Origin of the sequence: Kitasatospora sp. NPDC048407 (genome assembly GCF_043200475.1) — a bacterium.
Taxonomy (GTDB): Bacteria; Actinomycetota; Actinomycetes; order Streptomycetales; family Streptomycetaceae; genus Kitasatospora.
The window spans coordinates 1-25,330 of the sequence record NZ_JBICXW010000001.1; the positions used below are offsets into that span (position 1 = coordinate 1).

A 25,330-nucleotide genomic window follows, 5' to 3' on the forward strand; every position below is an offset into this window, starting at 1 on the left:
TCGTCGCGGTCAACAAGGACCCCGAGGCGCCGATCTTCGAACTCGTCGACTACGGCGTCGTCGGCGACCTGTTCGCCGTCCTGCCCCAGCTCACCACCCAGGTCAAGGCCGGCTGACAGCCGCCCAGCACCACCCGGAAGGGCGCGACCACCACGGTCGTGCCCTTCCGCCGTTCCCGGCCCGCGGTTGCGCCTCCCCCACCCCTATCGTCTACAGTCGCGTAGACGGTCTACTTCCCTGTAGACGCAGAGCGCCCCGGAGGCCACGCCGTGTACGCCCACTCCGCCCTGCTGGCGGTCAACCCGCTCGACGCTTCCTCCCTGCTCGCGGCATTCGGCGCGCTCGGCATCGCCGCCGTCCTGTTCGCCGAGACCGGGCTGCTGATCGGCTTCTTCCTGCCCGGCGACTCCCTGCTGTTCACGGCCGGCCTGCTCTGCACCCCCGGCCTGCACTCCGGCCCGCACCTGAACCTCGCGCAGGTCCTCGTCGCCGCCGTCGTCGGCGCCCTGGCCGGCGCCCAGGTCGGCCACCTGCTCGGCCGCAAGGGCGGCCGCGCCCTGCTGGAACGTTCCCGCAACCGCCGCCTGCACGAGGGCGCCGAGCGGGCCGAGGAACTCCTCGCCCGCTACGGCCACGCCAAGGCCATCACGCTGGCCCGCTTCGTCCCCGTGGTCCGCACCGTCCTCAACCCGCTGGCCGGCGCCCTCGGCGTCCCCACCCGCACCTTCGCCCTCTGGCAGGCCGTCGGCGGCCTGGTCTGGACCGTCGGCCTGGTCCTCGGCGGCTACGCGCTCGGCTCCACCATCCCGAACGTCGACCGCTACCTGCTCCCCGCCATCGCGGTGATCATCGCCCTCTCCCTCCTCCCGCTCGCCCTCGAGTTCCGCCGCACGCGCGCCGCCCGCCGCTGACGGACTCGTTCCGCCGCACGCACACCGCCCGCCGCTGACGGACTTCGTCAACGGCGGGCGGCGTGCGTGCTGGCCCGCTCCTCAGCGGACGACGTCGAAGACCTGCTTCTGCACGCCGTTGCGGTACACCTCGTGCTCGACCAGCGCCAGCTTCTGCGCGTCCTTGTCGGTGGCGCTGAACAGCCGCTTGCCCGCGCCGAGCAGCAGCGGGAAGACCAGCAGGTGGTACCGGTCGATCAGCCCGGCGTCGGACAGGGCCTGGCCCAGCGTGGCGCTGCCGTGGACGATGATCGGACCGCCCTCGGTCTCCTTGAGAGCGGCGACCTCGTCCAGCGAACGCAGGATGCTGATCTCGCCCCAGTTGTCGACCAGTTGGTCCTCGCCGAGGGTGCGGGAGACGACGTACTTCGGCAGCGTCCGGTAGCGGGCGAACTCCGCCATGTCCGGCCAGACCGGGCTGAACGCCTCGTAGCTGACCCGGCCCATCAGCATCGCGGTGGACTCCTCCTGCTCCCGCGACTTGATCTCGAACGCCTCGGGGATGAACTCGATGTCCTTGAACGTCCACCCGGAGTTCCGGTAACCGGGCTCACCGCCCGGGCCCTCCACGACGCCGTCGAGCGAGACAAAGGCCGTGCTGATCAGGGTGCGCATGATGGTGCTCTCCTCAGGTGTGACTGTCTTCCGTACGTGGTGCTCACTGTGTTGTTCGCGTGCTCAGGGTCGCTCGGCCAGGACGCCGGCCAGCCACTGCTGCCACCCGGCCTCGGCCGTGTCGGTGTCCGCTCCGAAGAGGTGGTGGAACATCAGCACCACTCCGGGGCTGTGGTGGAAGGTGTAGAGCCCGTCGGCGGTGCGGACCTCGAAACGCTCCTCGTCGGACCACGTCACCTCCCCGGCCAGCGCGGGCAACCCGGCCGGCTCGGCCTGCACCGGCGCCCCGAGGGCAACGCCGTCCGGCAGCGAAAGCCCACCGGCGAGCGCGGCCCGGACCTCCCGCACCGGCCGTTCGCCGGTCTGCGCCATGGCGAAGACGGGACGGCCCGTGCGGCCGGGGAAGTGCGCCAGGTACTCGCGGAGCGTGTGCAGGTGGAACGGCCAGCCGCGACACAGCACGTCGTACTCGTCCTGCCAGTCGTCGCCGAGCATGCCGCTGTGGACGACGCGCAGCACGGTGCTGCCACCCTCGCGGCCCTCGATGAGGTACTCGAAGGCCATGAACCGGCCGTCGTCGTTGGTGGCCGTCCGGGTCGCGAACCGCTTGCCGGGCTCGTACGCGGTGACCACGGCCTCCTCCCGGTGGCCGCCCACGTCCATGACGGCGGCGCCGCCTTCGCACGCTTCGACCTCGTTCCGGCCCATGAACCACGACTCGATGCCGGGACCGGTGGCGATCGCTTCCCAGACCTGTTCCGGGTCTGCGGGCAGGACGATCTCCCGCCCGATCTCAAAGGGGTGCGTCATCGGGGGTCCTCCTGCGGTGCGTCGGGCTGTCGACTGGGGTCGGGGCGGGAATCTGGTGCAGGCCGACGACCACCCGGTGCCTCCGCCCCTGCGGCGCCGATTCGTCGTGGTAGCGGCTGACCAGCCCGGCCACGCTCTGGGCCAGCTCCTCGGCGAACGCCGCCCGATCGGCCGCGGACGCGAACCGCACCTCGGCATCGATCCCGAAGCTCGCCACCCGCTGCTTGGCCCGCGCCGCACCCGTCAGCAACGACCCGACCTCCTGCACCAGCCGGGCCCCCAGCGCCAGCAGCCACCGGGCGGAAAGCTGGTCGGGCGACCGCGAGGGATCCGGGCTGACCGCCGCCAGCGCACTGGGCGAGATCACGTACGAAGCGGCCGTCGCGCGGAACACCCGCTCGGTGACATTGCCCTTGCGCCGCTCCTCCGCCAGCTCGACCAGCCCGTGCCGCTCCAGCTCCTTCAGGTGGTAGTTGACCTTCTGCCTGGGCAACTCCAACCGCCCCGCCAGCATGGCCGCCGAACCGGGCTCCGCCAGAGCGGCGAGAATCCGGGACCGTATCGGGTCCAAGGACGACTCGGCCGCGCCGGGCTCTTCGATCACAGCAACGTCCAGCACCTCTCCACCCTCCGTTACCGGGCTCCCGGTGTCCCCCGGGAGTGACTCCAGGTTCCCGCCGAACAGGAAACCTGTCAAGACAAAAAAATTTGTCGGTGCGCCCCGCACAGCAGAAAGGGCCCCCGGCGTCATGCCGGGAGCCCAAGCTGCGCGAGGTACCGCGGTCAGGTCGCCGCGGGCTCACCAACCGCAGCAGGACGGCGCGCCAGGGCGTCCGACACCTTCGCGGTGGCGTACAGCGAGACCCCGAGGGCCACCACCAGCGCGGCGCCGGCAGCGAAGATGCTGCCGTCGGAGACCGCCTTCGCACCGCCGGCCTCACTGCGGGCGGACCCGGCGATGAACGGCAGCACCACCAGCACCGCGACACCGAGAACGACCTCGCCCCAGACCACCTTCGGGAAGTGCCGCAGCGTCAGGTGGAACAGCGAGGTGGAGTCGTCCGCACGCCGGGCCCGCTCGATCCGCGGCATCAGCCAGAACTGGTTGAACGCGCCGGCCGTGACCAGCCCCAGCACCAGGAAGATCTTGACCAACAGGGCGATGCCGTAGCCGGTGGTCCACAGCTGGGGGACGGCGCCGACGTGCTTCCAGGTGATCCACAGCCCGGAAATGGTGACCACCCCGACACACACCATCGCCACCAGACTGAACCGCCGCCAAATGTCGGCCCACAACAGGCCCGCACCCTCACCGAGCCGACCGCGAACGCCCGCGAGGGCCACCAGCAGCGCCAGGCCGCCGAGCCACACGACCCCGGAAACGATATGGAGCTGCGAGAACACCGGGTCGAGCCAGCGGTCGAGTTCCGCGGGCACGGTCGCCGGTATGCCCGCGATCAGAGTGACCGCGAGAGCGGCCGGCAGAGCAGCGAGGGCAAGACGGTCGAGGTGGCGGCGCACCGCCGGGACGAACAGCGCGATCAGCGCGACGGCGGTGGCGACGAGCACGACGTTCTGCAGCACGTAGATCGTGCCCTGCGCGATCCAAGCCCCCTTGGCAGCAGGGGCATTGAGGAAGTCCGCGATCCGGCCGGGAGCCATGGCGTCACCAAAGGGCATCCCCTTCCCGGCCCGGGCAACGCGCGCCACCAACTGGAAGTACCCGGCAACCAACAGAACAACGCCCGCCCACCCCAGGTACCCGGCCGACCGCCTGCGCAGCGCGGCAGCGTCCGCGGGCGCGGTGCTCTCGGCCCTGAGCGCCGGGCGAACGGCGGCGACGTAGGTGACAACGCTGCCGATCGCGCCGCTCAGGCCGACGAAGTAGCCGGTTTTGGTGAGGACCCGCCAGATTTCAGGCGTGGCGTATTCGGCCGTCTTGGCGGCCAGCAGCAAATTCATCATTAGGTTAGCCTAACCTCAGATAGGCCAGCCTGTCCTAATCCTGATTCCGATCTGTCGTTTACCCCTTGGGGGCTGCCCGTCACGGACATCGAAGCGTTCTGGCGCGCGCTCGACGCCGCCCGAGGCAGTAGCAAGCCGCTCGACATCGGCGTCGGCGACCACCTGTCGGTCCTACCCAACCGATCACCGCACGTCGATCCGCCGCTCATCGGGGGCTTCGCGCCCACAACGAACACCAAGGGCTGTTCCGAGGCCAGAACTCACGTCAATGCCTGGCTTGCCTCGTCGACTGGGCCCGGGGCGGTGAGTCCGCATCAGCTCCGCCCCCCAACCGCACCCCCCACGCCGAGCTATGATCGCCCGTCAACCGCCCGACCGCCCAGGGGGAAACCATGCCGCCGCCAACCGCAGCGACCACGAGCTTCGACGCCAACGAGCGCACCGCCTGGGCCGGACGGGCCGACGCCTACGCCGCGACCTTCGGCCGGCTCTGCGCGCACACCGCGCCGAAGCTCCTGGACGCCGCCGAAGTGTCCACCGGCACCCGGCTGTTGGACGTGGGCGCCGGGCCAGGGACCGTCGCCGCAGCCGACTGCGCCCGGGGTGCGGAGGTGACCGCCGTGGACGCCGAGCCGAGCATGCTCGAACTCGCCCGCCGCAACGCGCCGTCCGCGCGCCTCGAGCTTGCCACGCTGCCCGAACTCCCCTACCTGGACGCCGAATTCGACGCGGTGGTGGCCAACTTCGTGCTCAACCACGTCGGCCGGCCGCTGCTCGCCCTGGCCGAACTCCGTCGCGTCCTGCGACCCGGCGGCCGCCTGGCCCTGACCATCTGGTCCGGGTCACCGGGCTCGGGCCAGACGCTGATCCCGCAGGCCCTCCAGGCCGCCGGCGCCGTCCGGCCGCCGCACCTGGGCCCGCTCGACCCGGCCGACGACTTCCCCCGGACGGCCTGGCCGCGCTCCTCACCACCGCCGGCCTCCAGCACGCCACCTGCCGCACCCTCACGTGGGACCACCGCACCACCGCCGACGACTGGTGGGCCGGCCCGGCCTCCGGCGTCGCCACCATCGGCCTCACCCTGCTCGCCCAAACCCCCGAAACCCAGTCCGAGGCCCACCGCCACTACCACCGCCTCGCCGACGCCTTCCGCACCCCGGACGGCACCCTCGCCCTCCCCCACGCGGCACTCCTCGCCACGGCCACCCGCTGACGCCGCCACGGAACACCCACCGACGCCCCAGCACAACTACGCCACTCAGCCCGAGCGATCGTCCTCGACGAACACGACCGCGTCCTGCTGCGCCGCCACGCCGAACCAGCACTGCCCGGCGGCCGCTGAGCCCGCGCCGCTCACCAATCGCGCGGCGCGACCAGTTCCTCCCGGTCCGCACCGGCGAAGCCGTACGCCGCCGCCACGAACGCGAGATCCGCGCCGATCGCCTCCCGGGCGACCGTCTCGATCTCGCTGCCGGCGTCCTCCATCGCCTCGCCGAGGCGGTTGAACTCCTCCGTCGCGGCGTGCGTCAGAGCGTACAACTCCGGTAGTACGGACGGGCGTTCGAACTCGATCCGTTCGCACAGCGCGCGCAGCACCGCGCGGCCGCGTTCGACCAGGTGGGCGGGGTAGTACGGGTCCCCGGCCATGTCGCGCAGGAACTCGTGGCCCGCCACCTGCTCGTTTCGAATCACCATTCGGCCGCTCCGTCCGCTCGGGGGATGCTGCGCAGGATCATCCCGCCGAGCACTGACAGACCGCTCAGCTCGCGGGGACGGCCCCACCGAGGAGTTCGTCGATCTCGCGGCGCGGGGTGGCCGCGCCCCGGGGGCCGTAGCCGATGCGGAGGAGTACCTGGACGGTGCCGATGCCCGCTTCGGGGTTGCGCAGCCGCCAGCGGGTCTCGGGGAGTTCGACGGCCTGGTGGAGGACGGAGACCCGGACGCCGTGCGCGGTGGCCACCAGCCAGACGCGTTCCATGGCCTGGCCGGCCCGCAGCCAGTCGGCTGCCGTGTCGCCGCGGGTGGCGATGGTGACCAACTGCGGGAGCGCCTCGAAGCGTTGCGAGCGGGTGGGGCGTCCGGTGAAGTCCCGCACGGGGACGTGCGCTTCGTGGTCCTGCGGGCCGAGCGCGGAGACCGGGATGCCGTCCGCCGAAGGTTCGTCGCGCAGCCAGCTCCCGGTCTCGGCAAGGCGGGCGGCGTCGGCGACGATCCGGGCCTCGGCCTCGGCGGTGAGTGCCAGGACCCGGCGCGCCTCGGACTCCTCCAGCGCCTCGAGGACGGTGTCCTCGGCGGCGGCGGCCGCGATCAGTTCACCGATCACCGTCTCGGGGACGTCGCGATTGTTGAACGGTTCACGGCTGGAGTGCCGCAGCGCGATCGCCTCCGCCAACTCGGCCGTCTCGTCGGGGACTCCGCGCGGGCCGAAGTGCACCACCGCGACCGGGGAGTCGGCCCCGAACGGGCCGGGCATCAGTTCCAGCTCGTCCACGGGCAGGCCCTGCCGGGCGGCCGCGACCCGCAGGTTGAACAGGGCCGCGCCGACGGACAGCAACATGCCGCGGCCGTCGGGGTCCGCCACCGGGACGGCCCGGTCCGGGTCGGCGAAGACCAGGACTCCGTGGCCGTCGTCGGCGGGCCGGAACTGCCAGGGCTGGGAGTTGTGCAACGAGGGCGCGGCTCCGGCCGCCGCCACCAGCACCCGGAGTTCCTGCACGCTCAGTGCCGCCCCGGGACCGCCCCTCGTGCCAATCGTCGACTCGACCATCGCGGATCACTCCTCGCCGCATCCTCGTCGCGTTCCACGTGCCTCTTTATCTTGAGCGTGCGCCTCGGATCGGCCGCGCCGGTAGGGCCCAAAGGCCCCCTCCGGACGACGTCCGTCCCTTCTCCCCAGCCGAGACGACCGACACGACCGAGACGACCGAGACGACCGAGACGACCGAAACGGCCGAGCCCCCCGAACCGGCACTCACGCGGACGCGGTACGCCGCACGAACACCTCCAGCCGCGCCGACTCCAGCGCCGTCGCCACCGCGCCCATCAGCACCGCGTCCTCGCCGAGCGTGCTCGCCACCACCCGGGGTCTCAGCGCGCAGCTGCGGTGCAGCGCCTCCTCCAGTGGCGGCAGCAGCAGGTCCGCGCTGCGGCCGACACCGCCGCCCAGCACGACCAGTTCCGGATCGGCGACGGCGGCCACCACGGCGACCGCGAAGGCGAGTTGCTGCGCCTGCCGGTCGATCGCCGCCCGCGCGGCCGGATCGCCGGACCGGGCCGCCTCGCACACCTCTTCGGCGGTGGTCGCACTGGTCAGCCCGAGCCGCCACGCCTCGCCGACCACGGCGTCCGCCGCCACCACCTCCTCCAGCCGGACATCCTGACGTCCCGTCAATTCATCTGACACGCACGGCATTTGCAGCATGCCGATCTCACCGGCCGCGCCGTGCGCCCCGGTCCACAGTTCGCCGTCGCGCACCAGGCCGACGCCGACGCCCGTCCCGACCAGCAGGTAGGCGAAGACGGAACTGCCCGCCCCCGCACCGTAGGTGTACTCGCCGAGCGCGGCGAGGTTGGCGTCGTTGGCGACGTGCACCTGCATGCCGAGGCCGTCCGCGATCCGGTCGACCAGTCCCGGCCGCGCCCAGCCGGGCAGGTGCGGGGCGTGCCGCATCATCCGCAGCCGCTCGTCCCACACACCGGGACTACCGATCACCGCGCGCACCACCCCGTCCGCCGGACAGCCCACAGCGCCGCCGGCACCGTCCGCCAGCCCCGCATCGGAGAGCGTCTCCTGAGCGGTGGCGACCAGCGCGTCCGCGACGGCGGGGCCGGAACGGCCGCGGTTGGGGACGTCCCGGCGGGCCACCACCCGGCCCGACAGGTCGGCGACGGCCACCCGGAGGCGGGCTCGGCCGACGTCCATCCCGAGCACGTACCCGGCGCCGGCGTCGGCCCGGTACAGGACGGCGGTGCGGCCCCGGTCGGGCGCCAAGGTGCCCGCCTCCCGGACCAGCCCGGCCGTCTCCAGCGAACCCAGCGCGGCCGACACGGTCGGCTTCGACAGGCCGGTGTCGCGGGCGAGTTGCGCCCGCGAGGACGGGCCGCCGGTGCGCAGCAGCTCCAGCAGCAGCCACTCGTTGTTGCTGCGCAGCCGCTGCCGGTTCCACGGGGCCGGCTCCGGCGCCGGGCCTGCGGACCGCGGCCGCACGACGGGTCTCGCTTGCGGGTGGGTCACGGTTCCTCTTCTCCGGTCGGGACAGTCCGCCCGCCCCCGCCGGCAACACCGCCTCAGACACACTCTCGTCCACGTCCAGGTCGTCACACCCGCGCCGGCCCCGGAAATCGGCACCGACACGCCCCGCCCGCCCCGGCCCGCTCCCGGTTCCTGCGGCACCGCGATGGTACCCACCGGAACCGTCAGCTGACGTACCGTACAGATCATGGAATTCCGTCACCTGGGCCGCAGCGGCCTGATCGTCAGTGAAATCGCCTACGGCAACTGGCTCACCCACGGCTCGCAGGTCGAGGAGGACACCGCGGCCGCGTGCATCCGCGCCGCCCTCGACGCGGGCATCACCACCTTCGACACCGCCGACGTGTACGCGGAGACCCGCGCCGAGGCGGTCATGGGCCGCGCCCTCAAGGGCGAGCGCCGCGAAGGGCTGGAGATCCTCACCAAGGTGTTCTGGCCGACCGGGCCCGGCCGCAACGACAGCGGGCTCGGCCGCAAGCACATCATGGAGTCGATCAACGGCTCGCTGCGCCGCCTGCAGACCGACTACGTGGACGTGTACCAGGCGCACCGCTTCGACCCGTCCACGCCGCTCGAGGAGACCATGGAGGCGTTCGCCGACGTGGTCCGCTCCGGCAAGGCCCTGTACATCGGCGTCTCCGAGTGGACGGCCGACCAGATCCGGGCCGGGCACGCGCTGGCCCGCGAGCTGCGCATCCCGTTCGTCTCCAACCAGCCCCAGTACAGCGCGCTGTGGCGGGTCATCGAGGGTGAAGTCGTCCCGGTGTCCGAGGAGTTGGGCCTCGGCCAGGTGGTCTGGTCGCCGATCGCGCAGGGCGTCCTCACCGGCAAGTACCAGCCGGGCGCCGCCCCGCCGGCCGGCTCCCGCGCCACCGACGAGAAGGGCGGCGCGAACTTCGTCGCCCGCTGGCTGCGCGACGACGTCCTCGAGCGCGTCCAGCTGCTGCGCCCGCTCGCCGACCAGGCGGGGCTGTCGCTCGCCCAGCTGGCCGTCGCCTGGGTGCTGCAGAACCCCAACGTGTCCGCGGCGATCATCGGCGCCTCCCGGCCCGAGCAGGTCACCGAGAACGTCAAGGCCGCCGGCGTGAAGCTGGAGCCGGAACTGCTCGCCCGGATGGACGAAATCCTCGCCCCCGTCGCCCAGTTCGACCCCGCGAAGACCGCCGAGAACGCCCCCAAGGCCCGCCCCTGACGCCACGCCCGGGCCGGCGCCCGCACCACCGATCCGCGGCACCGGCCCGGGCCCGACAACTCCCCCACCCACTAAGGCTCGAGCGAATCGCCCACGTCAACCTCCTTAGGTGACCCGCCTGTTGACGTAAGTTCCTGCTGCGCCCAGATGGTCTTGCCGCGCCGGCCGATCCTGGTGCCCCAACGCTGCGCCAGATGACCGATGATGAACAGTCCGCGACCGCCCTCGTCGGTGCTCTTCGCCCGCCGCATGTGCGGGGTGCTGGCCGCGCTGTCCGACACCTCGCAGATCAGGCCCCGGTCGTGGATCAGCCGCAGCCGGATCGGCGGCTCCCCGTAGCGGATCGCGTTGGTCACCAGTTCGCTGACGATCAGGTCGGTGGCGAACTCCAGCTCCCCCAACTCCCAGGCGGCGAGCTGGTGTTCGGCCAGCCGCCGGGCGGTGCGCACCACCGCCGGGTCGCCCGGCAGCGTCCACACCGCGACCCGCTCGTCCGGCAGCGCCCGGGTGCGGGCCAGCAGCAGCACGGCGTCCTCGCGCTGCCGTTCGGGCAGCAGCGCGTACACCACCCGGTCGCACAGGTCGTGCAGTTGTTCCTCGCCGGGCCGCGCCAGCACCCGCTCCAGCACCGCCCGCCGCGTGCCCGGTTCGCCCCCCGGTGTGCCGTCCTCGTCCGCGCTCCGGGCCCGGCCGGACATCAACCCCTCGGTGTAGAGGGCCAGTACGCAGCCCTCGTCCAGCTCGGTGGTGGTCGTCTCGTAGCAGCAGTCGCCCCAGCCCAGCGGCGGCCCGGGTTCGACCTCGAACGGCAGCGGGGCGCCGTCGGGGCCGACCAGCACCGGCGCGGGGTGGCCGGCGGAGGCAGCGGTGCAGGTCCGGGCGATCGGGTCGTACACCAGGTACAGGCAGGACGCGAGGCCGTCGGGCAGCCGGTCCGCGCCGGGCGGGAGGCTGCCGCGCTGCTCGTCGGTCAGCACCCGCGCGGCTTCGTCCAGGCGCACCAGCAGCTCGTCCGGCGCCAGGTCCTGCACGGCCAAGGTGCCTAGTGCGGTGCGGAGTTGGCCCATCAGGGCGGCTGCCTCGATGCCGGTTCCGGTGATGCTGCCGATCGCCAGCCCGACCCGGGCGGCGGACAGCGGGATGATGTCGTACCAGTCGCCGCCGGGGCCGACCACTCCCGGGAGGTAGACCTGCGCGGTCTCCACGGCGCTCAGTTCGGCCGGTTCCCTGGGCAGGAGTTGGCGTTGCAGGGTGGTGGCGATGGTGCGTTCGCGGGCGTAGCTGCGGGCCTTGTCGATGGACAGGGCGCCGCGGGAGGCGAGTTCGACGGCGAGGTCCAGGTCGGCCTGTTCGAAGGGGGCGGGCCGCCGGTTCCGGTACAGGGCGAGCAGGCCGAGCACGGTGTCGTGCGCCATCAGCGGCGCGACGATCATCGAGTGCACGCCGAGGCCGGTCAGCCGGCGTCCGCGCGCGGGGTCGGCGGACAGCCAGTCCTCGTCGCCGCCCAGTCCGCGCACCAGTCGCGCCCGCCCGTCGTCCAGCGCCTGGCTGTAGGGGGTGGGCGCGCCGTAGGTGGACAGTTCGCCGTGCGGGATCGGGCCCAGCTCGCCGGGCGTGTGGACGGCCCGGTAGGCGGCGCGGCGCAGCGGGGCGGCGGGGTCGGCGGGTCCGGCGCGGGTGGGCAGGCCGCGCAGGGGTTCGTCGAGCAGGTCGACGGTGGCGATGTCGGCGAGGCGGGGCACGGCGACGTCGGCGAGTTCCTCGGCGGAGCCGATGGCGTCCAGGGAGGCGCCGAGTTGGCGGTGTGCGGTGTGCAGGATGTCGAGGCGGTCGAGGGCGGCCTGGCGTTCGGTGACGTCCTGGATGGCGGCGACCAGGTAGCGGCGGCCGGTGTCGGACTCGATCGGGAAGAACGAGACGGCGCCGACGATGTCGCGGCGGGGTTCGTCGGGGGTGCGGCCGCGGACCAGGTGTTCGCGGATCCAGTCGCCGTCCTGGAGGGCCTGGCGGGCGAGTGTTTCGAGTTCGGCGTCGTCGAAGCCGGGCCCGAGGTCGCCGACCCAGCGGCCGCCGTTGCCGGGGTCGGGGCGGGTGGCTGCGCCGTGGGCGGTGTAGTGGGCGGCGGCGTTGTGGCGTACCAGCCGCAGGTCCTGGTCGAGCAGGTAGAGCCCGACCGGGGCCTGGCTGAACAGGGCGTCGAGCAGTGCCGCGTCCTCGCTCTCGCCGCCGTCGCCGGTGCTGTCCATGCCGTCCCTCCTCTCCGGGTCGCGGCTGTCCCTGCCGCCCCGGCCCGCCGCGCTCATCGTGGCCGGTCCGCGGTGCCGGCGAGCGTGGTGGGCCGGAAGGCGATCAGGGCGATGTCGTCGCGGACGTCGGCGACCCGTCCGGCCAGGTACTCGCACAGGTCGTCGAGCGGGCGGTGGCGGGCGTCGGCGGCGGCCCGGCAGAGGCGGGCGATGCCGTCACCGAGGTCTTCGCCGGGGACTTCGACCAGGCCGTCGGTGTAGAACAGCAGGGTCTCGCCGGGGCCCAGCGGGTCGTGGTGGGTGACCCGGGGGCGGCGCGGGTCGACGCACAGCGGGAGGTCGGCGTCCTCGCCGGTCAGCAGCCGGGGCGGGCCGGTGACGGGGATCAGGACGGGCGGCGGGTGCCCGGCGTTGGTCCACTCGACCTCCCAGGCGCCGTCGGCGCCGTGCCGGGTGAGGCGGGCGTGCACGGCGGTGACGAAGCTGCCGACGCCCAGCCCTTCGGCGGCGGTGTCGAGTTCGCGCAGCGTGTCGGCGGGGGTGTGGCCGTGCGGGCGGGTGAAGGCGATGGAGCGCAGCATGGCGCGCAGTTGGCCCATGACGGTGGCGGCGGCGAGGTCGTGGCCGGCGACGTCGCCGATGGTCATGGCGAGTGCGCCGTCGGGGAGGGTGAACGCGTCGTACCAGTCGCCGCCGACTTCGGCGTTGCGGCTGCCGGGGCGGTAGCGGCCGGCGAGGGCGGCGCCGCCGACGGTGGGCGGGGTGGTGAGCATGGCGCGTTGCAGGACGACGGCGGTGTGCCGGGCGCGTTGCAGGGCGAGGGCCTGGCGCAGCGGGGCCTGGGCGCGTTGCAGGACTTCCCGCTGGAGGTCGATGTCGGCGGGTCCGGGCGGGGGTGCGCCTTCGCAGTCGGCGGTGGCGGCGAGGGCGACGACGGCGCCGTCGACGACGATGGGCAGCAGGGTGAGGCTGGTGGCGTGGGCGCGTTCCAGCCAGCGGGCGGAGATTTCGGGGATGCTGCCGCGGGGGACGTTGCCGTCGGCGAATTCGAGCACGATGGGGGTGCGGTCGGAAACCGCTTTCCGGGCGCGTGCGCCGAGGGTGTAGGTCTGCCGGTTGATGGGTGGCAGCGGGGGCAGTCCGGGGCGGGCGACGGAGGCGATCCGGGTGGCGACGACGTCTCCGCCGGCGGCGTCGGGTTCGCGCAGCAGGTAGACGGCGCACACGTCGGTGAGTTCGGGGACGAGGGTGGCGGCGAGCGCGGCGAAGGCGTCGTCGGCGCGTTCGGCCTCGGTGACGGCGCCGGCCCGGGCGAGCAGCCGTTCGCGCAGCCGGTTGCGCCACTGGTCCTCGATGTCGCTGGTGGTGCCGATCCATTCGGCGGGTCCGTCGTCGCGGACGATGGGGACGGCGCGGGCCCGGACGTGCCGGTAGCCGCCGTCGGCGCCGCGTACCCGGAAGACGTGCTCGAAGGCGGTGGGCAGTTCGCGGGCGGCGGCGGCCCAGTGGGTGGCGAGCCGGTCGCGGTCCTGGGGGTGGACGACGTCCAGCCAGCGGTTGCCGGCCGTTTCGGGGAAGGGCCGGCCGGTGAGGGCCTCCCAGCCGGGGACGAGTTCGTCGGCGGTGCCGTCGGCGTGCACCAGCCACACCATCTGGGAGGTGGCGGCCATCAGTGCCTCGTAGCGCCGCAGTGCCTGCAGCCGTTCGACGGAGAGGCGTTCGGTCTCCAGGGCGGAGTGCAGTTCGGCGGTGGTGTCGATGGCGGCGGTGAGGATGCCGGGGCCGGACGGGGTACCGGCGGGTGAGCAGGAGTAGACGAAGTGCCGGTGGACGGTCCCGCCGTCCGGGCAGGCGAGGGTGCGCGGCGCGGTGACCTGCCGGGCGGTGCCGTCGCTGAGGACGGCGTCGAGGGTGGCGACGAAGCGTTCGGCGCCCGGCTCCGTGAACACCTCGCGGGCCGGGTCGCCGAGCTGCCGGTCGCCGAACAGGTCGCGGAACGCGTCGTTGACGTACACCAGTCGGTGGTCGGTCCCCGCGGTCAGCGCGATCGCCACGATGGCGCGGTCGAACACCTCGGGTGTCAGTGGCGTGTCCGGCACCGCGCCGGCCTCCTCCCGCCCGCCTGCCGGCGGGGTCTCTGGCTTGCGGGGTCTGCGGCACTCAGGCGAGCAACTTGGCTTTCGCCGCGCGGAATTCGTCCTCGGAGATGGCGCCGCTGTTCTTCAGGTCGGCGAGCCGGGCGAGTTCGTCCACGTGCCGGGGCCCGGCGTTCTGCTGCTCGGTGCCGGCGGCTTTGCGGATGTAGTCCTGGAACTCGCCCTCCGCCTGTGCGGCGAGCGCCCGGTCGCGACTGCCCATGGAGTTGCCGCGGGCGATCAGGTAGGCCAGTACGCCGATGTAGGGCAGCAGGATGACGAGGGCGGTCCAGCCGGCCTTGCCCCAGCCGCTCAGGTCGTGGCTGCGGAAGATGTCGGTGATCACCTTGAACAGCAGGAAGAACCAGAGGATCCAGAGGAACAGCCACAACATCGTCCAGAACAGGTTGAGCGCCGGGTAATTGTCCATCGTGGGCTCCCTTCCACAGGTCCTTTCGAGAGGTATCACCACATTCCGGGCGCCGCATGTCAGCGCTCCGCCGCCGGGTGCGCTCAGCGGTCGCCCGGCGAGATCCGCCAGGCGAGCAGGACCACCAGGAAGGACGCGGCGCTGAAGCCGGTGGACCACCATGCGGTGGCGACCTCACCGCGCATCCAGGCGTTGGTGGCGACGGTGAGTGCCCACAGTTGGCCGATGACGACGGTGATGCCGAGGGCGACGCGGGCGGAGAGGATCGCGGAGCGTTCCGGTTGCTGGTCGGTGCCCGCGCCGGGGCCGGGTCCGGTGGCGGTGACCCGGGCATCGGCGTAGCCGGAGGTCGGCCGGAGCTGCGGATAGCGTTCATGGACGGGCCGGTTGAGGCGCGGCTCGTCACTGCCGGGGTGGTAGCCCTCCGGGAAGTGGCCCTCGCTCACCACTCGCCCCGTGCTTCGACCTGATACATCGTCAACTCTCTCTCGTTCATGGTCATTTGCCGCTCGCCCTGCCCAGGCACCCGGCGGCGTCGGCCAGTGCCGGGTTGCGGTCGCGCAGGCCCCGGCACAGGCCCGCCTGCTCGTCCTCGCCGGAGCGGGCGGTGCCGATCGCCCACACCGCGCCCTGGGCGTCCTCGACCATGACCACCTTGGGCAGCGGCCGGGGTGGCGGGCCGGCCGTCACCGCGCCGGTGCGGGCGTCGAACTTCCCTTCGTGGCACGGGCAGTAGAGGTCTCCGTCGGTGCCCTGGTCGCGTCGCCAGAGGACGCCGCAGGCGAGGTGGGTGCAGATGGTGGAGTAGCCGACGACGGTGCCGTCGGGCAGTCGGATCGCCATCGCCCGGTCGTCCTCGCCGGGGTACTCGAAGCTGACCGCCTGCCCGCGTTCGAGCCGGTCGGCGACCTTCAGCGGGGCGGCGATGCCGTCGCCGTGCCGGTGCAGCGCGCCGGCCGAGACGGCGGCGGAGCCGACCACCAGGCCGCCGGAGACGGTGGCGACGATCCGCAGGTAGTCGCGGCGGGTGGTGAGCGAGTCGGCGCTGATCCGCTCGCGCAGCGCGTCCTGCTCGGCCTGGTGGGCGTCCTCGGGTCCGCCCGGCCCGGACGGGCCGACGGGGCTGATCACGCCATCGCTCCGTTCCCGGGCGTGGGCCGCCCGTTGACCTCGATCAGGTTCAGCGTCCCGCCGGGGACGGGTGCCCGGCGCTCCGGCGGGACGACCATGGCGACGCCGGTGGAGACGGTGGTGGCGCCGAACACGAACTCGGTGGAGACCTCCACGCCGGGCCGTTCCGCCTGCAACTCCTCGGCGGTGCCGTAGAACAGCGCGCCGGTCGGGCAGACGGTGGCGCACATCGGGGCCAGGCCGTACGAGGTGCGGTCGTAGCACAGGTTGCACTTCATCTGGAGCTTCGCCGCCAGGTCGATCTTGGGCACACCGAACGGGCAGGCGTTGACGCAGTTCGCGCAGCCGATGCACCGGGTCGGGTCGGCTTCGTGGACGACTCCGTCCGCGGTGATCAGGATCGCCTCGGCGGGGCAGACCTCGGCGCAGGGGGCGACCGGGTCCTCGCAGTGCATGCAGACGGTGGGCAGCGAGGCGACGGTGTGGCCCTCGTCGGTGTAGTCGAGGTGGATCATCGTCTTGCCGCGGTGCGAGTCGCATTCGCGGCAGGCCGACACGCAGGCCTGGCAGCCGATGCAGCGGCCGGGGTCGATGAAGATGGTGCGTCCCAGCATGGTGGTTCAGCCCCTCTCTCCGGTGCCGCGGCCCTGCGGCGAGGTCGGCGGGAGCGGGTCGGTGCGCGACACCTGGGCCTCCGGGTACGCCTCGCGGCCCGGCGGGGCGGGCGGCGCGGGCACCGGCTCGACGGTGCGGGCGCGTTCGATCCGTACCGCGCACACCTTGTACTCGGGGATCTTCGACCGCGGGTCGAGGGCGTCGATGGTCAGCTGGTTGGCGGCCACCGGGTACGGCCAGTGGTACGGCACGAACACGTGATCGGGCCGGATCGCCTCGGTGACCAGGGCCGGGAGCACCGCGCTGCCGCGCCGGGTGATCACCCGCACCGGCTCGCCGTTGCGGAATCCCTGCGACGGGTGCACCTCCACCCACGGCCTCGGCGTCTGCTCGACCAGCGCGCCCAGCCGCCGGGTCTGGTTGCCCGACAGGTAGTGCGCGACGGTGCGGCCGGTGGTCAGCGTCATCGGGAAGTCGTCGTCGTACGGGTCGGCGGGCGGGTGCCACTCGACCACCTGGAGGTGGATCCTCCCGTCCGGGTGGTAGCTCTTGCCGTCCTCGAACAGCCTTGGCGTTCCCGGGTGTTCGATGCCCGGGCAGGGCCACACCAGGCCGCCGGTCCGCTCCAGCCGGTCGTAGGTGATGCCGTAGTAGTCGATCACCGTGCCGGCCGAGGCGCGGCGCAGCTCGTCGAAGACCTCGCGCGAGTCCTCGAAGGCGAACTTGCTTCCCACGCCCAGGCGTCGGGCGAGTTCGCACATCACCCAGGTGTCGGTGCGCACGCCCTCGGGGGGCTCCTGGGCCTTGTTGTGCTTGACGACGCGGGCCTCGGCGTTCGCCATCACGCCCTCGTCCTCGGCCCAACTGGTGACGGGGAAGACCACGTGCGCGTTGGCGGCGGTCTCGGACAGGAAGAAGTCGAACTGGGCGTGGAACTCCAGCTTGTCGTAACCGTCCTTCACCACCGCGTAGTTGGGCAGCGAGACGAACGGGTTGTTGCAGACGCCGATCAGGCCGCGGATCTCCTGGCGCTGCATCTGCCAGACCATTTCCGTCATCGACGTTCCGGCGGGCGGGAGTTCGGACTCCTCGATGCCCCAGATCGCGGCGATCTGCCGGCGGTGCGCCGGGTCGTTGATGGAACGGCCGCCGGGCAGCAGGTCGGACTTCTGGCCGTGCTCGCGGCCGCCCTGCCCGTTGCCCTGACCGGTCAGTGTGCCGTAACCGGCGCCCGGGCGGCCCAGATTGCCGGTCGCGGTGCACAGGTTAATGACGGTCAGGCAGTTCTCCACGCCCTGGGTGTGGTGCTCGATGCCGCGCGCGTGCCAGCCCATCGCCCGCCGCGCCCGGCCGAACGCCCTTGCCACCTGGACGACTTGCTCGGCAGGGACGCCGCAGATCTCGGCGGCCCGGCTCGGCGGGTACTCCTTGACGGTGGCCTTGACCTCCTCCCAGCCGGTGGTGTTCGCCGCCAGGAACGCCTCGTCGGTCAGCCCCTCCTCGACGATCACGTGCAGCACCGCGTTGAAAAAGGCCGCGTCCGTACCGGACTTGAGCGCCACGTGGATGTCGGCGGTGCGGGCGACGGCGGTCTCCCGCGGGTCGACCACGATCAGCGTCGCGCCGCGGTCGCGGGCGCCCCACACGTACTGGGTCAGCACCGGGAAACACTCGCCGACATTCGCCCCGACCAGCAGCAGGCACTCGGTCTGCAGGATGTCGGCGAACGGGTTGGCCGCCCGGTCGATGCCGAACGCCAGCTTGTTTGCGCCCGCGGCGCTCACCATGCACAGCCGGCCGTTGTAGTCCACGTGCCGGGTCTTCAGCGCGACCCGCGCGAACTTGCCCACCAGGTAGGTCTTTTCGGAGAACAGGCTGGCCCCGCCGAGCATCCCGAAGGCGTCCCGGCCGTGCTCGCGCTGGATCCGGTTGATCTGCTCCACCGTGAAGTCCAGCGCCTCGTCCCAACTCACCTCCCGCAGCGGCTGGTTGCGGTCCCGGCGGAGCAGCGGGGCGGTCAGCCGGTCCGGGTGGTTGACCTGCTGGTAGGCGTTGATTCCCTTGGGGCACAGGCGCATTCGGTTGATGTCGTGGTTGCGCGGCTCCACCCCGAACACCTTGCCGTGCCCGTCCACCCGCAGGTACATCCCGCACTGCACGCCGCAGAAGCAGCAGTGCGTGGGAACGAGGGTCTGCTCGCCCTGGTCGGCCCGCCACGCGGCGGCGGGCAGGCCGCCCGCGTCACGGAAGTTGCGCGTCCCGAGCGGGGCGACACTCGGGTCCAACGGGACGTGCTCGGCGGTCACTTGAACCCTCCCATGACGGCGGCGCTCACTTGAACCCTCGCTCGATGCCGGCGCTCACTCGAAGCCTCGCTCGATGCCGGCGCTCACTTGAAGCCTCGCTCGATGCCGGCGCTCACTTGAACCCTCGCTCGATGCCGGCGCTCACTTGAACCCTCGCTTGACGGTCGACAGGTAGGCGGTGCCGCGCAGCACCCGCTTGCAGCGCGGGCAGTACTCGGCCCACTCGTCGAAGCCGAGCCGCAGGTCGCGCATCGTGGCGCGCAGGTTGTCGACGGCGGCGACGGTGTCGATCGGCTGCCCGCAGCGGCGGCACGCCCGCAGCTCCTCGGCGTCCGAACCCTTGCGCCGCGCCGTGTACTTGAACAGCTGCATGCCGACCGCGGCGGGCCGCTGCACGATGTGGAAGAACTTCCCGAACGGCAGGTACACCAGGGTGAGCACCACCGATGCCATGTGCAGGATCGCCAGGAACTCGTAGCCGCCGCCGTGCAGGAACATCTCGGAGAAGGTCAGCAGCAGGCCGGTCACCGAGATGGTGAGCAGCGCCAGCAGCGGGACGAAGTCGTAGCCGAACCGCTGGCCGGTGGTCGCCGCCCGGTCCCGCACCCGCCGCCACAGGAAGTAGCCGACACCGCTGATCACCATCACCGCCGCCAGGTCCAGCCCGTGGTACAGCACCCAGCCGAAGAAGCCGCCCGAGTCGAAGCCGAACAGCTTCACCCCCCACAGCCGCATCTCGTAGCCCGGCCCGGCCGCGCTGGAGGAGGTGAAGGTGAACCAACCCCAGGTCAGCGGGAAGGTGATGAATGCCGCCAACAGGCAGCCCCAGAAAATGAGTTGGTGCGCCACCCAACGGGCGTGCGAGCGGGCGCCGAGGAACTTCTGGAAGCCCAGGTAGGTGGCCGCCATCTTCGGCAGCGCGGTCGGCGAGCGCTTCAGGTTCTCCCAGGACAGGGCGACGCTCCAGCCCTCCCGGAACAGCCGGCGGGCGGCCGGGGCGGAGATCCACATCATGTACCGGTACACCACGCCGAAGGTCAGGAACACCGACGCCACCGCGTACGGCACCAGCGCCGAGTCGAAGTCCCGCAACTCCCGGCTGCCCAGCAGGATCGCCGCGATCAGCAGCACGCTCGCCGCCCCCGCCACCATCGACGCCCGGCCGGCCGGCTCGAGCCCGACCGGCTGCACGTCGTCCGCCCGCGCGGAGCCCCCTCGGTACGGCGGCGGCTCGCCCCCGGTACGGCCTGCACCGCCGGCTCCCCCCGCGCCCCCTGTCCCCCCGGCCGAACTGCCCCCCGTTCCCCCGACCGGTCCCTCGGGGGGCGGCGGTGTCGCGGCCACGCGCACTCTCCTAGCGCTCGACTCGATCCGATGGTCGATCGGGCGTCCGGCATCCAGCCCCTGACACCCTCCTGCCCTCGGACGCTAACGAGCGCCTCCACCACCCCGCGCGCCCAACTGCGCCGTCGGCGGCGCGTCGCTGCGCCGAACGGTCGAGCGGGCAACGCGCGCTCGCTGCCGCCGGATTGAACGGACATCAGGCCCGACCAGGCCTGGACCGAACCGGCGGCAGCAATTAAGGTACTGCTTCATGTTGAAGGACGTACATAACTCACCCGCCCCCGAGCCCGCCCTCACCGAGGACTCCGACGGCCACCTCTACGACCCCGGCGTACGCAGCTCGATGCGCGCGTTCGCCCTGGACGACGACACCCTCGCGCTGGAGGCCGCCGCCGCCGTCCGCTCCGCCTCCCAGTCCATCGACCGCCTGCGCGCCCACGGCGCCGGCGGCCGCGGCCTCAGCTCCGGGGCCCTCGACCTGCTCACCCGGCTCGGCAACGCCGACCCGGACGGCCTCACCATCGGCGAACTCGCCCGCGCGGCAGGCGTCAGCTCCCGCAACGTCACCGGCCTGGTCGACACCCTGGAACGCGAAATCCTCGCCCGCCGCGTCCAGCACCCCGAGGACCGGCGCTCCGTCCGCGTCACCATCACCCCCGCCGGCCGCGACTGGCTCGACGCCTTCCGCCTGCCCACCCAGCGCGCCATGTCCGCCGTCTTCCGCGGCTTCGCCCCCGAGGAACTCGCCCAGTTCCGGCACCTGTGCCTGCGTCTGGTCGTCAACCAGCAGCACCTGGAGCAGTACCTCGCCGCCGGGCATTCCTGACTCCGTCGTCAACCAACTCCGGTCGGCGCCGCGGCACTTCGACGCCGACCGGAGCCACGGCACTTCGACGCCGACCGGAGCAGCTCAGCGGAACGCGTCCGCGTTGCGCGCACACCAGGCCGCGAAGCTCCCCGGCCCACGGCCCAGCAGCCGCTCCACCGTGTCGGTTCGCAGCCCGACGGTGTCGGCGCGCATCAGCGTGAACCCCTCGACGATGGCATCGGCCAGCGCCTGCGGCACCCCGCCGGGGAAGCGGGCCCGGACCGCCTCGGCGGGCGTCCTCGCCGCCCGGACCTCGATCCGACGTCCGGTCACCCCGGCAAGAATCCGGACCTGCTCGGCCACCGTCAGGCACTCACCACCGGTCAGCACGTACTCCGCGCCTTCGTGGCCGTCCTCGGTGAGGACCAGGGCGGCGACGGCGGCGATGTCAGCGGGATCGACCGGCGCGAAGCGGCCCGGGCCGACCGGGTCCAGCACGTAACCCTCCGCGCGGATCGTCTCCACCCACTCCAGGGCATTGGTCATGAATCCGCCGGGCCGCAGGATCGTCGCCGGTATGCCGCTGCCGCGCACGATCTCCTCCCGCTCGTGGTGCCAGCGGCCCATGGCGGGCATCGGATCACCCAGCACGTTCGCGGACGAGAGGTGCACCAGGCGACGCACCCCCGCCGCCTCGGCAGCGGCAACGGCGTACGCGGTGTGCGCGGTACCGATGCCCGGCGTGAGCAGGAACATCCCCTCAACACCTCTCAACGCGGCCGCCAGCGTGGACGGTTCGCCCAGGTCCCCGACGAAACGCTCGGCGCGCGCGGGCAGTGCGGCGGCCCGGTCCGGGTCGCGGACCAGCAGGCGCAGCTCGGCGCCCGCCGCGTCGAGGGCGTGGACCAGTTCCCGTCCGATGTTTCCGGTCGCGCCGGTGATCAGTATCATCAATCCCCCTGGGGACGTTAGCCGTCTAGCGATCCGGCGAGAACGTTAGCCAGGAACTGATTAGCCGTCAATCGACCTGTCGCATCGCCCTGTTGCGCGTACCGACACCCCACCGGAGGCCGCGATGCCCGAGTTCCTGGACCTGCACGGCAAGACCTCGAAGGCACTCCGGGCCCTCGCCGACGGCGCCATGCGACGCCACGGCCTCCACCTCGGACAGAACCACCTGCTCGCCGCCCTGTGGGAACGCGACGGCCGCACCCCCGGCGAGATCGCCGCCGCGCTCAACGTCACCACGCCCACCGTGGTCAAGATGGCCACCCGGATGGCCACCGCCGGACTCCTCACCCGCCACCGCGACGACCACGACAACCGCCTGGTCCGCCTCCGACTCACGGACGCGGGCCGCGCCCTTCAGGAACCGATCGAGGCCGAACGCCGCGCCATGGAGGAACAGGTCATGGCCGACCTCACCCCCGCCGAACGCGAACACCTGCTGAGCGCCCTCACCAAGATCCACCGGGCAGCGGCCGACCTCCTCGCCTGACCGCCCGCCGCCCCCAACCACCCCCAACCATCCAGCCTCACAGGCGAATTCATCAGGATCGCCCGGAGACTGTCAGCCGAGCCCCAGCGCCGGGAGGCACTCCTTCACGCCGACCAGTTCGATGTCCTCGCGGCGGGTTCGCTCCCACATCTCGCGCGTCAGCCGCCAGCGCCGGATCGGCGCGGCCTCACCGCGGCGGGTGTCCCACGTGGTGCCGTTCGGTTCGTAACCCAGCGCCCGGGAGACCTTGTTGACCCGAACGCTGGGTTACGAACCAGCGCCCGGGACACCTTGTTGACCCGGACGTCAGCCGGCCACCAGATCCACCGTCAGTCGGCCCTCGGCGCGGCCGTGCTGTCCCGCAGCACCACCTCCGCGGAGGCCGTGCTGGTGTCGGTCTCGCGACCCTCGCGAAGGGCCAGCCGGACCGCGAACTCGCCCATCGTGGCGAGCGGCAGGCGAACGGTGCTCAGGGCCGGAGCCAGGTCGGTCGCCAACGGGATGTCGTCGAAGCCGGCCACGGAAACGTCGCCGGGGACGGAGATGCCGCGGTCGCGCAGTTCGGCGAGGACGCCCGCGGCGCAGATGTCGGAGAGGGCGATCACGGCGGTGGGCAGCGGAGTTCCACTCTCCTGGGCGACGTCCAGGATCCGCGCCATCGCGGCCCGACCGCCCTCCCGGGTGAACTCCGCGCGCCGGACCATCCCTTCGCCCGCCTCCAGCCCGAGCTCGCGCAGCGCGTCCAGGACCCCGTCGAGGCGGTCCTCGGCGACCCGCATCCGCTCGGGGCCGGTGATCACCGCGAAGCGGCGGTGGCCGAGTTGGGCCAGTGCGCGGGTGAGCGCGGCGGCGCCCGCCTTGTTGTCCACCTCGACGGTGTCGTACAGCGGACCGTGGTCGGTGATCGCCGCCACCCGGCCGCCCTGCTCCTGGTACGCGGCCAGCGCCTCGTCCAGCTGCTGGATCACCGCGGTGTCGTTGTACGCCGACCCGGCCAGAATGATCGCCCGGACCCGGTGCGCGTGCAGCATCCGGATCGCCTCCAGCTCGCGCCGGGGGTCGCCGTCCGTGCTGGTCACCAGCGACAGCAGGCCCGCCCGGGCGGCGGCGTCGCCGACCCCGCGCGCGATCCCGCCGAAGTACGGGTCGGCCACGTCGTGCAGCAGCACCCCGATCGTCGCGCCGGACGACCTGGCCAATGCCTGCGCCGGCGCGTTGGGGAGGTAGCCGAGCGCCTCGGCACTCGCCCGGACCTTCGCCGACAACTCCTCCGTCACCGACCGCGCCGAGCCGTTCAGGGCCCGGGAGGCGGTGGCCAGCGAGACACCAGCGTGCCGCGCCACATCCCCGAGAGTGACAGCCACCCGATACTCCCCGCTTTCCCCGCGCCCTGCTCGCCGATGATCGAGGGACAGGTTACCGCCCAGCCCCGCTCGGTTGACCGAGCCGACCACAACGCCTTGACCGGGGCGGGCGGGCCGCTTAGCCTCGGCGCATGGAAAGCGCTTTCCAAGGGCCTTCGACGGCCGGCGTGGAAAGCGCTTTCCAGTTGCCCGCACAAAGCTTCTGCACCACCCCGCTCCGACTCTCGACCAGGCGACCTGCCGAGCGACCGCAGGGAGTTGGAAAGCGCTTTCCCGCGACCGCTCGCGGTCCCCCCGTGGCCATCGCGGTAAGCGCTTTCCGACCCTCCCGCCGTCCGATCGACGGAGCCTCCACCACCTCCGCCCACGGAAAGGACCCCACCCATGTCCCGCAGGGTCATCGGCATCGTCATGAACGGCGTCACCGGCCGGATGGGTTACCGCCAGCACCTAGTGCGCTCGATCCTGGCCATCCGCGAACAGGGCGGCCTGCCGCTGGGCGACGGCCAGGTGCTGTGGCCGGAGCCGATCCTGGTCGGGCGCAGCGCCGCCAAGCTGGAGGAACTGGCGAAGCGACACGGCCTGTCGCACTGGACCACCTCGCTGGACGAAGCACTGGCCCACCCGCTGGCGGAGATCTACTTCGACGCGCAGGTCACCCAGGCCCGCGAGTCCGCGATCAAGACGGCGATCGCGGCCGGAAAGCACATCTACACCGAGAAGCCGACCGCCGAATCGCTCGACGCGGCGCTGGAACTGGCGCGGCTGGCCCGGGCCGCCGGCGTCTGCAACGGCGCGGTCCAGGACAAGCTGTTCCTGCCGGGCCTGCTGAAGCTCAAGCGCCTGGTGGACGGCGGCTTCTTCGGCCGCATCCTGTCGGTGCGCGGCGAGTTCGGCTACTGGGTGTTCGAGGGCGACTGGCAGGACGCCCAGCGTCCCTCCTGGAACTACCGCGCCGAGGACGGCGGCGGCATGATCCTCGACATGTTCCCGCACTGGCGCTACGTGCTGGACGGCATCATCGCCCCGGTCCGCTCGGTGTACGCGCACGCCGCGACGCACATCCCGCAGCGGGTCGACGAGCAGGGCCGCCCGTACCCGGCGACGGCCGACGACGCGGCGTACGGCGTCTTCGAGCTGGAGGGCGGGATCGTCGCCCAGGTCAACTCCTCGTGGGCGGTCCGGGTGGACCGGGACGAACTGGTGGAGTTCCAGGTCGACGGCACCGAGGGCAGCGCGGTCGCCGGGCTGCGCAACTGCCGGATCCAGCACCGCGGTTCGACCCCGAAGCCGGTGTGGAACCCGGACCTGCCGGCCACCGAGCAGTTCCGCGAGCAGTGGCAGCAGGTGCCGGACAACGCCGAGTTCGACAACGGCTTCAAGATCCAGTGGGAACTGTTCCTCAAGCACGTCGTGACCGGCGCGCCGTACCAGTGGGACCTGCTCGAGGGCGCCAAGGGCGTGCAGCTGGCCGAACTGGGCCTGTGCTCGGCCCGCGAGGGCCGGCGGCTGGACGTGCCGGAGCTCAGCCTCTGACGCACTGACACCCTGCGCCTCGCGCCTCGCGCCCCGTGGCGGGCGCCGCGTGGCGGGCGCTGGGTGCTGGGCATGGGGCCCCCGGTACCGGGCGGCGGGCGGCGGGCGGCGGGCGCGACCATGCGGCCGGACG

The 25,330-nt window shown here is 72.5% G+C and carries 22 protein-coding genes and 2 pseudogenes; 7 read left to right on the forward strand and 17 right to left on the reverse strand.

Features of this window, described 5'->3' with window-relative positions:
* Together ACGFWJ_RS00005 and ACGFWJ_RS00010 are read left to right on the forward strand one after the other, a co-directional pair.
* A pseudogene (locus ACGFWJ_RS00005) lies at positions 1-116 on the forward strand (electron transfer flavoprotein subunit alpha/FixB family protein); the annotation flags it as partial.
* 153 nt (positions 117-269) lie between these two features.
* Complete coding sequence (locus tag ACGFWJ_RS00010) at positions 270-911, forward strand: DedA family protein (RefSeq protein ID WP_392943640.1); 642 nt, start codon at positions 270-272, stop codon at positions 909-911.
* Between the two features lie 81 nt (positions 912-992).
* On the opposite strand, the gene ACGFWJ_RS00015 is transcribed toward ACGFWJ_RS00010, so the two are convergent.
* From ACGFWJ_RS00015 to ACGFWJ_RS00030, 4 genes are all read right to left on the reverse strand, one after another.
* Positions 993-1,565, reverse strand: coding sequence for a dihydrofolate reductase family protein (locus ACGFWJ_RS00015; RefSeq protein WP_387633637.1), 573 nt, complete (start codon positions 1,563-1,565; stop codon positions 993-995).
* Positions 1,566-1,628: 63 nt separating this feature from the next.
* A complete protein-coding gene (locus ACGFWJ_RS00020; protein ID WP_392943642.1) occupies positions 1,629-2,375 on the reverse strand; it encodes an SRPBCC domain-containing protein in 747 nt (248 codons plus the stop codon).
* Entirely contained in the window at positions 2,359-2,994 is a 636-nt protein-coding gene (locus ACGFWJ_RS00025) for an ArsR/SmtB family transcription factor (protein WP_392943644.1), read from the reverse strand. Before ACGFWJ_RS00025 ends, ACGFWJ_RS00020 begins: the two co-directional genes overlap by 17 nt.
* A 164-nt stretch (positions 2,995-3,158) precedes the next feature.
* Entirely contained in the window at positions 3,159-4,340 is a 1,182-nt protein-coding gene (locus ACGFWJ_RS00030; protein WP_392943646.1) for a CopD family protein, read from the reverse strand.
* A 392-nt stretch (positions 4,341-4,732) separates the two neighbouring features.
* On the opposite strand from ACGFWJ_RS00030, the pseudogene ACGFWJ_RS00035 reads away from it, so the two are divergent.
* A pseudogene (locus ACGFWJ_RS00035) lies at positions 4,733-5,128 on the forward strand (class I SAM-dependent methyltransferase); the annotation flags it as partial.
* 565 nt (positions 5,129-5,693) lie between these two features.
* Here ACGFWJ_RS00035 and ACGFWJ_RS00040 read toward each other — a convergent pair.
* The 3 genes from ACGFWJ_RS00040 to ACGFWJ_RS00050 all read right to left on the reverse strand — a co-directional run bounded on the left by ACGFWJ_RS00040 (position 5,694) and on the right by ACGFWJ_RS00050 (position 8,547).
* On the reverse strand, positions 5,694-6,035 hold the full coding sequence (locus ACGFWJ_RS00040; RefSeq protein ID WP_392943648.1) for a DUF5713 family protein: 342 nt from the start codon (positions 6,033-6,035) through the stop codon (positions 5,694-5,696).
* Positions 6,036-6,099: 64 nt separating this feature from the next.
* A complete protein-coding gene (locus ACGFWJ_RS00045) occupies positions 6,100-7,107 on the reverse strand; it encodes an Acg family FMN-binding oxidoreductase (RefSeq protein WP_392943649.1) in 1,008 nt (335 codons plus the stop codon).
* A gap of 204 nt (positions 7,108-7,311) precedes the next feature.
* Positions 7,312-8,547 (reverse strand): ROK family transcriptional regulator, encoded by a 1,236-nt coding sequence (locus ACGFWJ_RS00050; RefSeq protein ID WP_392945425.1) that lies wholly within the window; start codon positions 8,545-8,547, stop codon positions 7,312-7,314.
* A 232-nt stretch (positions 8,548-8,779) separates the two neighbouring features.
* Between ACGFWJ_RS00050 and ACGFWJ_RS00055 the strand changes: the two genes are divergently transcribed.
* The gene (locus ACGFWJ_RS00055) at positions 8,780-9,784 is read left to right on the forward strand and encodes an aldo/keto reductase family protein (protein ID WP_387633643.1); all 1,005 of its coding nucleotides are present in this window, start codon (positions 8,780-8,782) and stop codon (positions 9,782-9,784) included.
* Between the two features lie 71 nt (positions 9,785-9,855).
* On the opposite strand, the gene ACGFWJ_RS00060 is transcribed toward ACGFWJ_RS00055, so the two are convergent.
* The 8 genes from ACGFWJ_RS00060 to ACGFWJ_RS00095 all read right to left on the reverse strand — a co-directional run bounded on the left by ACGFWJ_RS00060 (position 9,856) and on the right by ACGFWJ_RS00095 (position 19,838).
* Positions 9,856-12,030: a SpoIIE family protein phosphatase gene (locus tag ACGFWJ_RS00060; protein ID WP_392943652.1), complete on the reverse strand. Its 2,175-nt coding sequence runs from the start codon at positions 12,028-12,030 to the stop codon at positions 9,856-9,858.
* Positions 12,031-12,083: 53 nt separating this feature from the next.
* Positions 12,084-14,129, reverse strand: a complete 2,046-nt coding sequence (locus ACGFWJ_RS00065; RefSeq protein ID WP_392943654.1) for a SpoIIE family protein phosphatase — start codon at positions 14,127-14,129, stop codon at positions 12,084-12,086.
* 61 nt (positions 14,130-14,190) lie between these two features.
* Positions 14,191-14,595 (reverse strand): SHOCT domain-containing protein, encoded by a 405-nt coding sequence (locus ACGFWJ_RS00070; protein WP_392943656.1) that lies wholly within the window; start codon positions 14,593-14,595, stop codon positions 14,191-14,193.
* Between the two features lie 83 nt (positions 14,596-14,678).
* Entirely contained in the window at positions 14,679-15,041 is a 363-nt protein-coding gene (locus ACGFWJ_RS00075; protein WP_392943658.1) for a hypothetical protein, read from the reverse strand.
* 52 nt (positions 15,042-15,093) lie between these two features.
* Positions 15,094-15,723 carry a ubiquinol-cytochrome c reductase iron-sulfur subunit gene (locus ACGFWJ_RS00080; protein WP_392945427.1) on the reverse strand — a complete coding sequence of 210 codons (630 nt, stop codon included), beginning with the start codon at positions 15,721-15,723 and terminating at the stop codon, positions 15,094-15,096.
* Positions 15,723-16,340 (reverse strand): 4Fe-4S dicluster domain-containing protein, encoded by a 618-nt coding sequence (locus ACGFWJ_RS00085; RefSeq protein WP_387633649.1) that lies wholly within the window; start codon positions 16,338-16,340, stop codon positions 15,723-15,725. Before ACGFWJ_RS00085 ends, ACGFWJ_RS00080 begins: the two co-directional genes overlap by 1 nt.
* Before the next feature lie 6 nt (positions 16,341-16,346).
* Positions 16,347-18,647 (reverse strand): molybdopterin oxidoreductase family protein, encoded by a 2,301-nt coding sequence (locus ACGFWJ_RS00090; RefSeq protein WP_392943660.1) that lies wholly within the window; start codon positions 18,645-18,647, stop codon positions 16,347-16,349.
* A 141-nt stretch (positions 18,648-18,788) separates the two neighbouring features.
* Positions 18,789-19,838, reverse strand: coding sequence for an MFS transporter (locus ACGFWJ_RS00095; protein ID WP_392943662.1), 1,050 nt, complete (start codon positions 19,836-19,838; stop codon positions 18,789-18,791).
* 403 nt (positions 19,839-20,241) lie between these two features.
* Here ACGFWJ_RS00095 and ACGFWJ_RS00100 point away from each other — a divergent pair, with 403 nt between their 5' ends.
* Positions 20,242-20,817 (forward strand): MarR family winged helix-turn-helix transcriptional regulator, encoded by a 576-nt coding sequence (locus tag ACGFWJ_RS00100; RefSeq protein ID WP_392943664.1) that lies wholly within the window; start codon positions 20,242-20,244, stop codon positions 20,815-20,817.
* Positions 20,818-20,901: 84 nt separating this feature from the next.
* Here the strand turns inward: ACGFWJ_RS00100 and ACGFWJ_RS00105 are convergent, their stop codons facing one another.
* Positions 20,902-21,750: an NAD(P)H-binding protein gene (locus ACGFWJ_RS00105; protein ID WP_392943666.1), complete on the reverse strand. Its 849-nt coding sequence runs from the start codon at positions 21,748-21,750 to the stop codon at positions 20,902-20,904.
* 124 nt (positions 21,751-21,874) lie between these two features.
* Here ACGFWJ_RS00105 and ACGFWJ_RS00110 point away from each other — a divergent pair, with 124 nt between their 5' ends.
* Entirely contained in the window at positions 21,875-22,297 is a 423-nt protein-coding gene (locus ACGFWJ_RS00110; protein ID WP_387633655.1) for a MarR family winged helix-turn-helix transcriptional regulator, read from the forward strand.
* 329 nt (positions 22,298-22,626) lie between these two features.
* Here ACGFWJ_RS00110 and ACGFWJ_RS00115 read toward each other — a convergent pair whose 3' ends face one another.
* Entirely contained in the window at positions 22,627-23,661 is a 1,035-nt protein-coding gene (locus ACGFWJ_RS00115) for a LacI family DNA-binding transcriptional regulator (protein WP_392943668.1), read from the reverse strand.
* Between the two features lie 384 nt (positions 23,662-24,045).
* On the opposite strand from ACGFWJ_RS00115, the gene ACGFWJ_RS00120 reads away from it, so the two are divergent.
* On the forward strand, positions 24,046-25,197 hold the full coding sequence (locus ACGFWJ_RS00120) for a Gfo/Idh/MocA family protein (protein WP_392943670.1): 1,152 nt from the start codon (positions 24,046-24,048) through the stop codon (positions 25,195-25,197).
* The last annotated feature ends 133 nt before the right edge of the window (positions 25,198-25,330 follow it).

Excerpts from the sequence above, each read along its gene's own strand:
- ACGFWJ_RS00015 (WP_387633637.1), bottom strand. The coding sequence starts at position 1,565 with ATGCGCACCCTGATCAGCACGGCCTTTGTCTCGCTCGACGGCGTCGTG.
- ACGFWJ_RS00020 (WP_392943642.1), bottom strand. The coding sequence starts at position 2,375 with ATGACGCACCCCTTTGAGATCGGGCGGGAGATCGTCCTGCCCGCAGAC.
- ACGFWJ_RS00030 (WP_392943646.1), bottom strand. The coding sequence starts at position 4,340 with ATGATGAATTTGCTGCTGGCCGCCAAGACGGCCGAATACGCCACGCCT.
- ACGFWJ_RS00040 (WP_392943648.1), bottom strand. The coding sequence starts at position 6,035 with ATGGTGATTCGAAACGAGCAGGTGGCGGGCCACGAGTTCCTGCGCGAC.
- ACGFWJ_RS00045 (WP_392943649.1), bottom strand. The coding sequence starts at position 7,107 with ATGGTCGAGTCGACGATTGGCACGAGGGGCGGTCCCGGGGCGGCACTG.
- ACGFWJ_RS00055 (WP_387633643.1), top strand. The coding sequence starts at position 8,780 with ATGGAATTCCGTCACCTGGGCCGCAGCGGCCTGATCGTCAGTGAAATC.
- ACGFWJ_RS00060 (WP_392943652.1), bottom strand. The coding sequence starts at position 12,030 with ATGGACAGCACCGGCGACGGCGGCGAGAGCGAGGACGCGGCACTGCTC.
- ACGFWJ_RS00070 (WP_392943656.1), bottom strand. The coding sequence starts at position 14,595 with ATGGACAATTACCCGGCGCTCAACCTGTTCTGGACGATGTTGTGGCTG.
- ACGFWJ_RS00085 (WP_387633649.1), bottom strand. The coding sequence starts at position 16,340 with ATGCTGGGACGCACCATCTTCATCGACCCCGGCCGCTGCATCGGCTGC.
- ACGFWJ_RS00100 (WP_392943664.1), top strand. The coding sequence starts at position 20,242 with ATGTTGAAGGACGTACATAACTCACCCGCCCCCGAGCCCGCCCTCACC.
- ACGFWJ_RS00105 (WP_392943666.1), bottom strand. The coding sequence starts at position 21,750 with ATGATACTGATCACCGGCGCGACCGGAAACATCGGACGGGAACTGGTC.
- ACGFWJ_RS00110 (WP_387633655.1), top strand. The coding sequence starts at position 21,875 with ATGCCCGAGTTCCTGGACCTGCACGGCAAGACCTCGAAGGCACTCCGG.
- ACGFWJ_RS00120 (WP_392943670.1), top strand. The coding sequence starts at position 24,046 with ATGTCCCGCAGGGTCATCGGCATCGTCATGAACGGCGTCACCGGCCGG.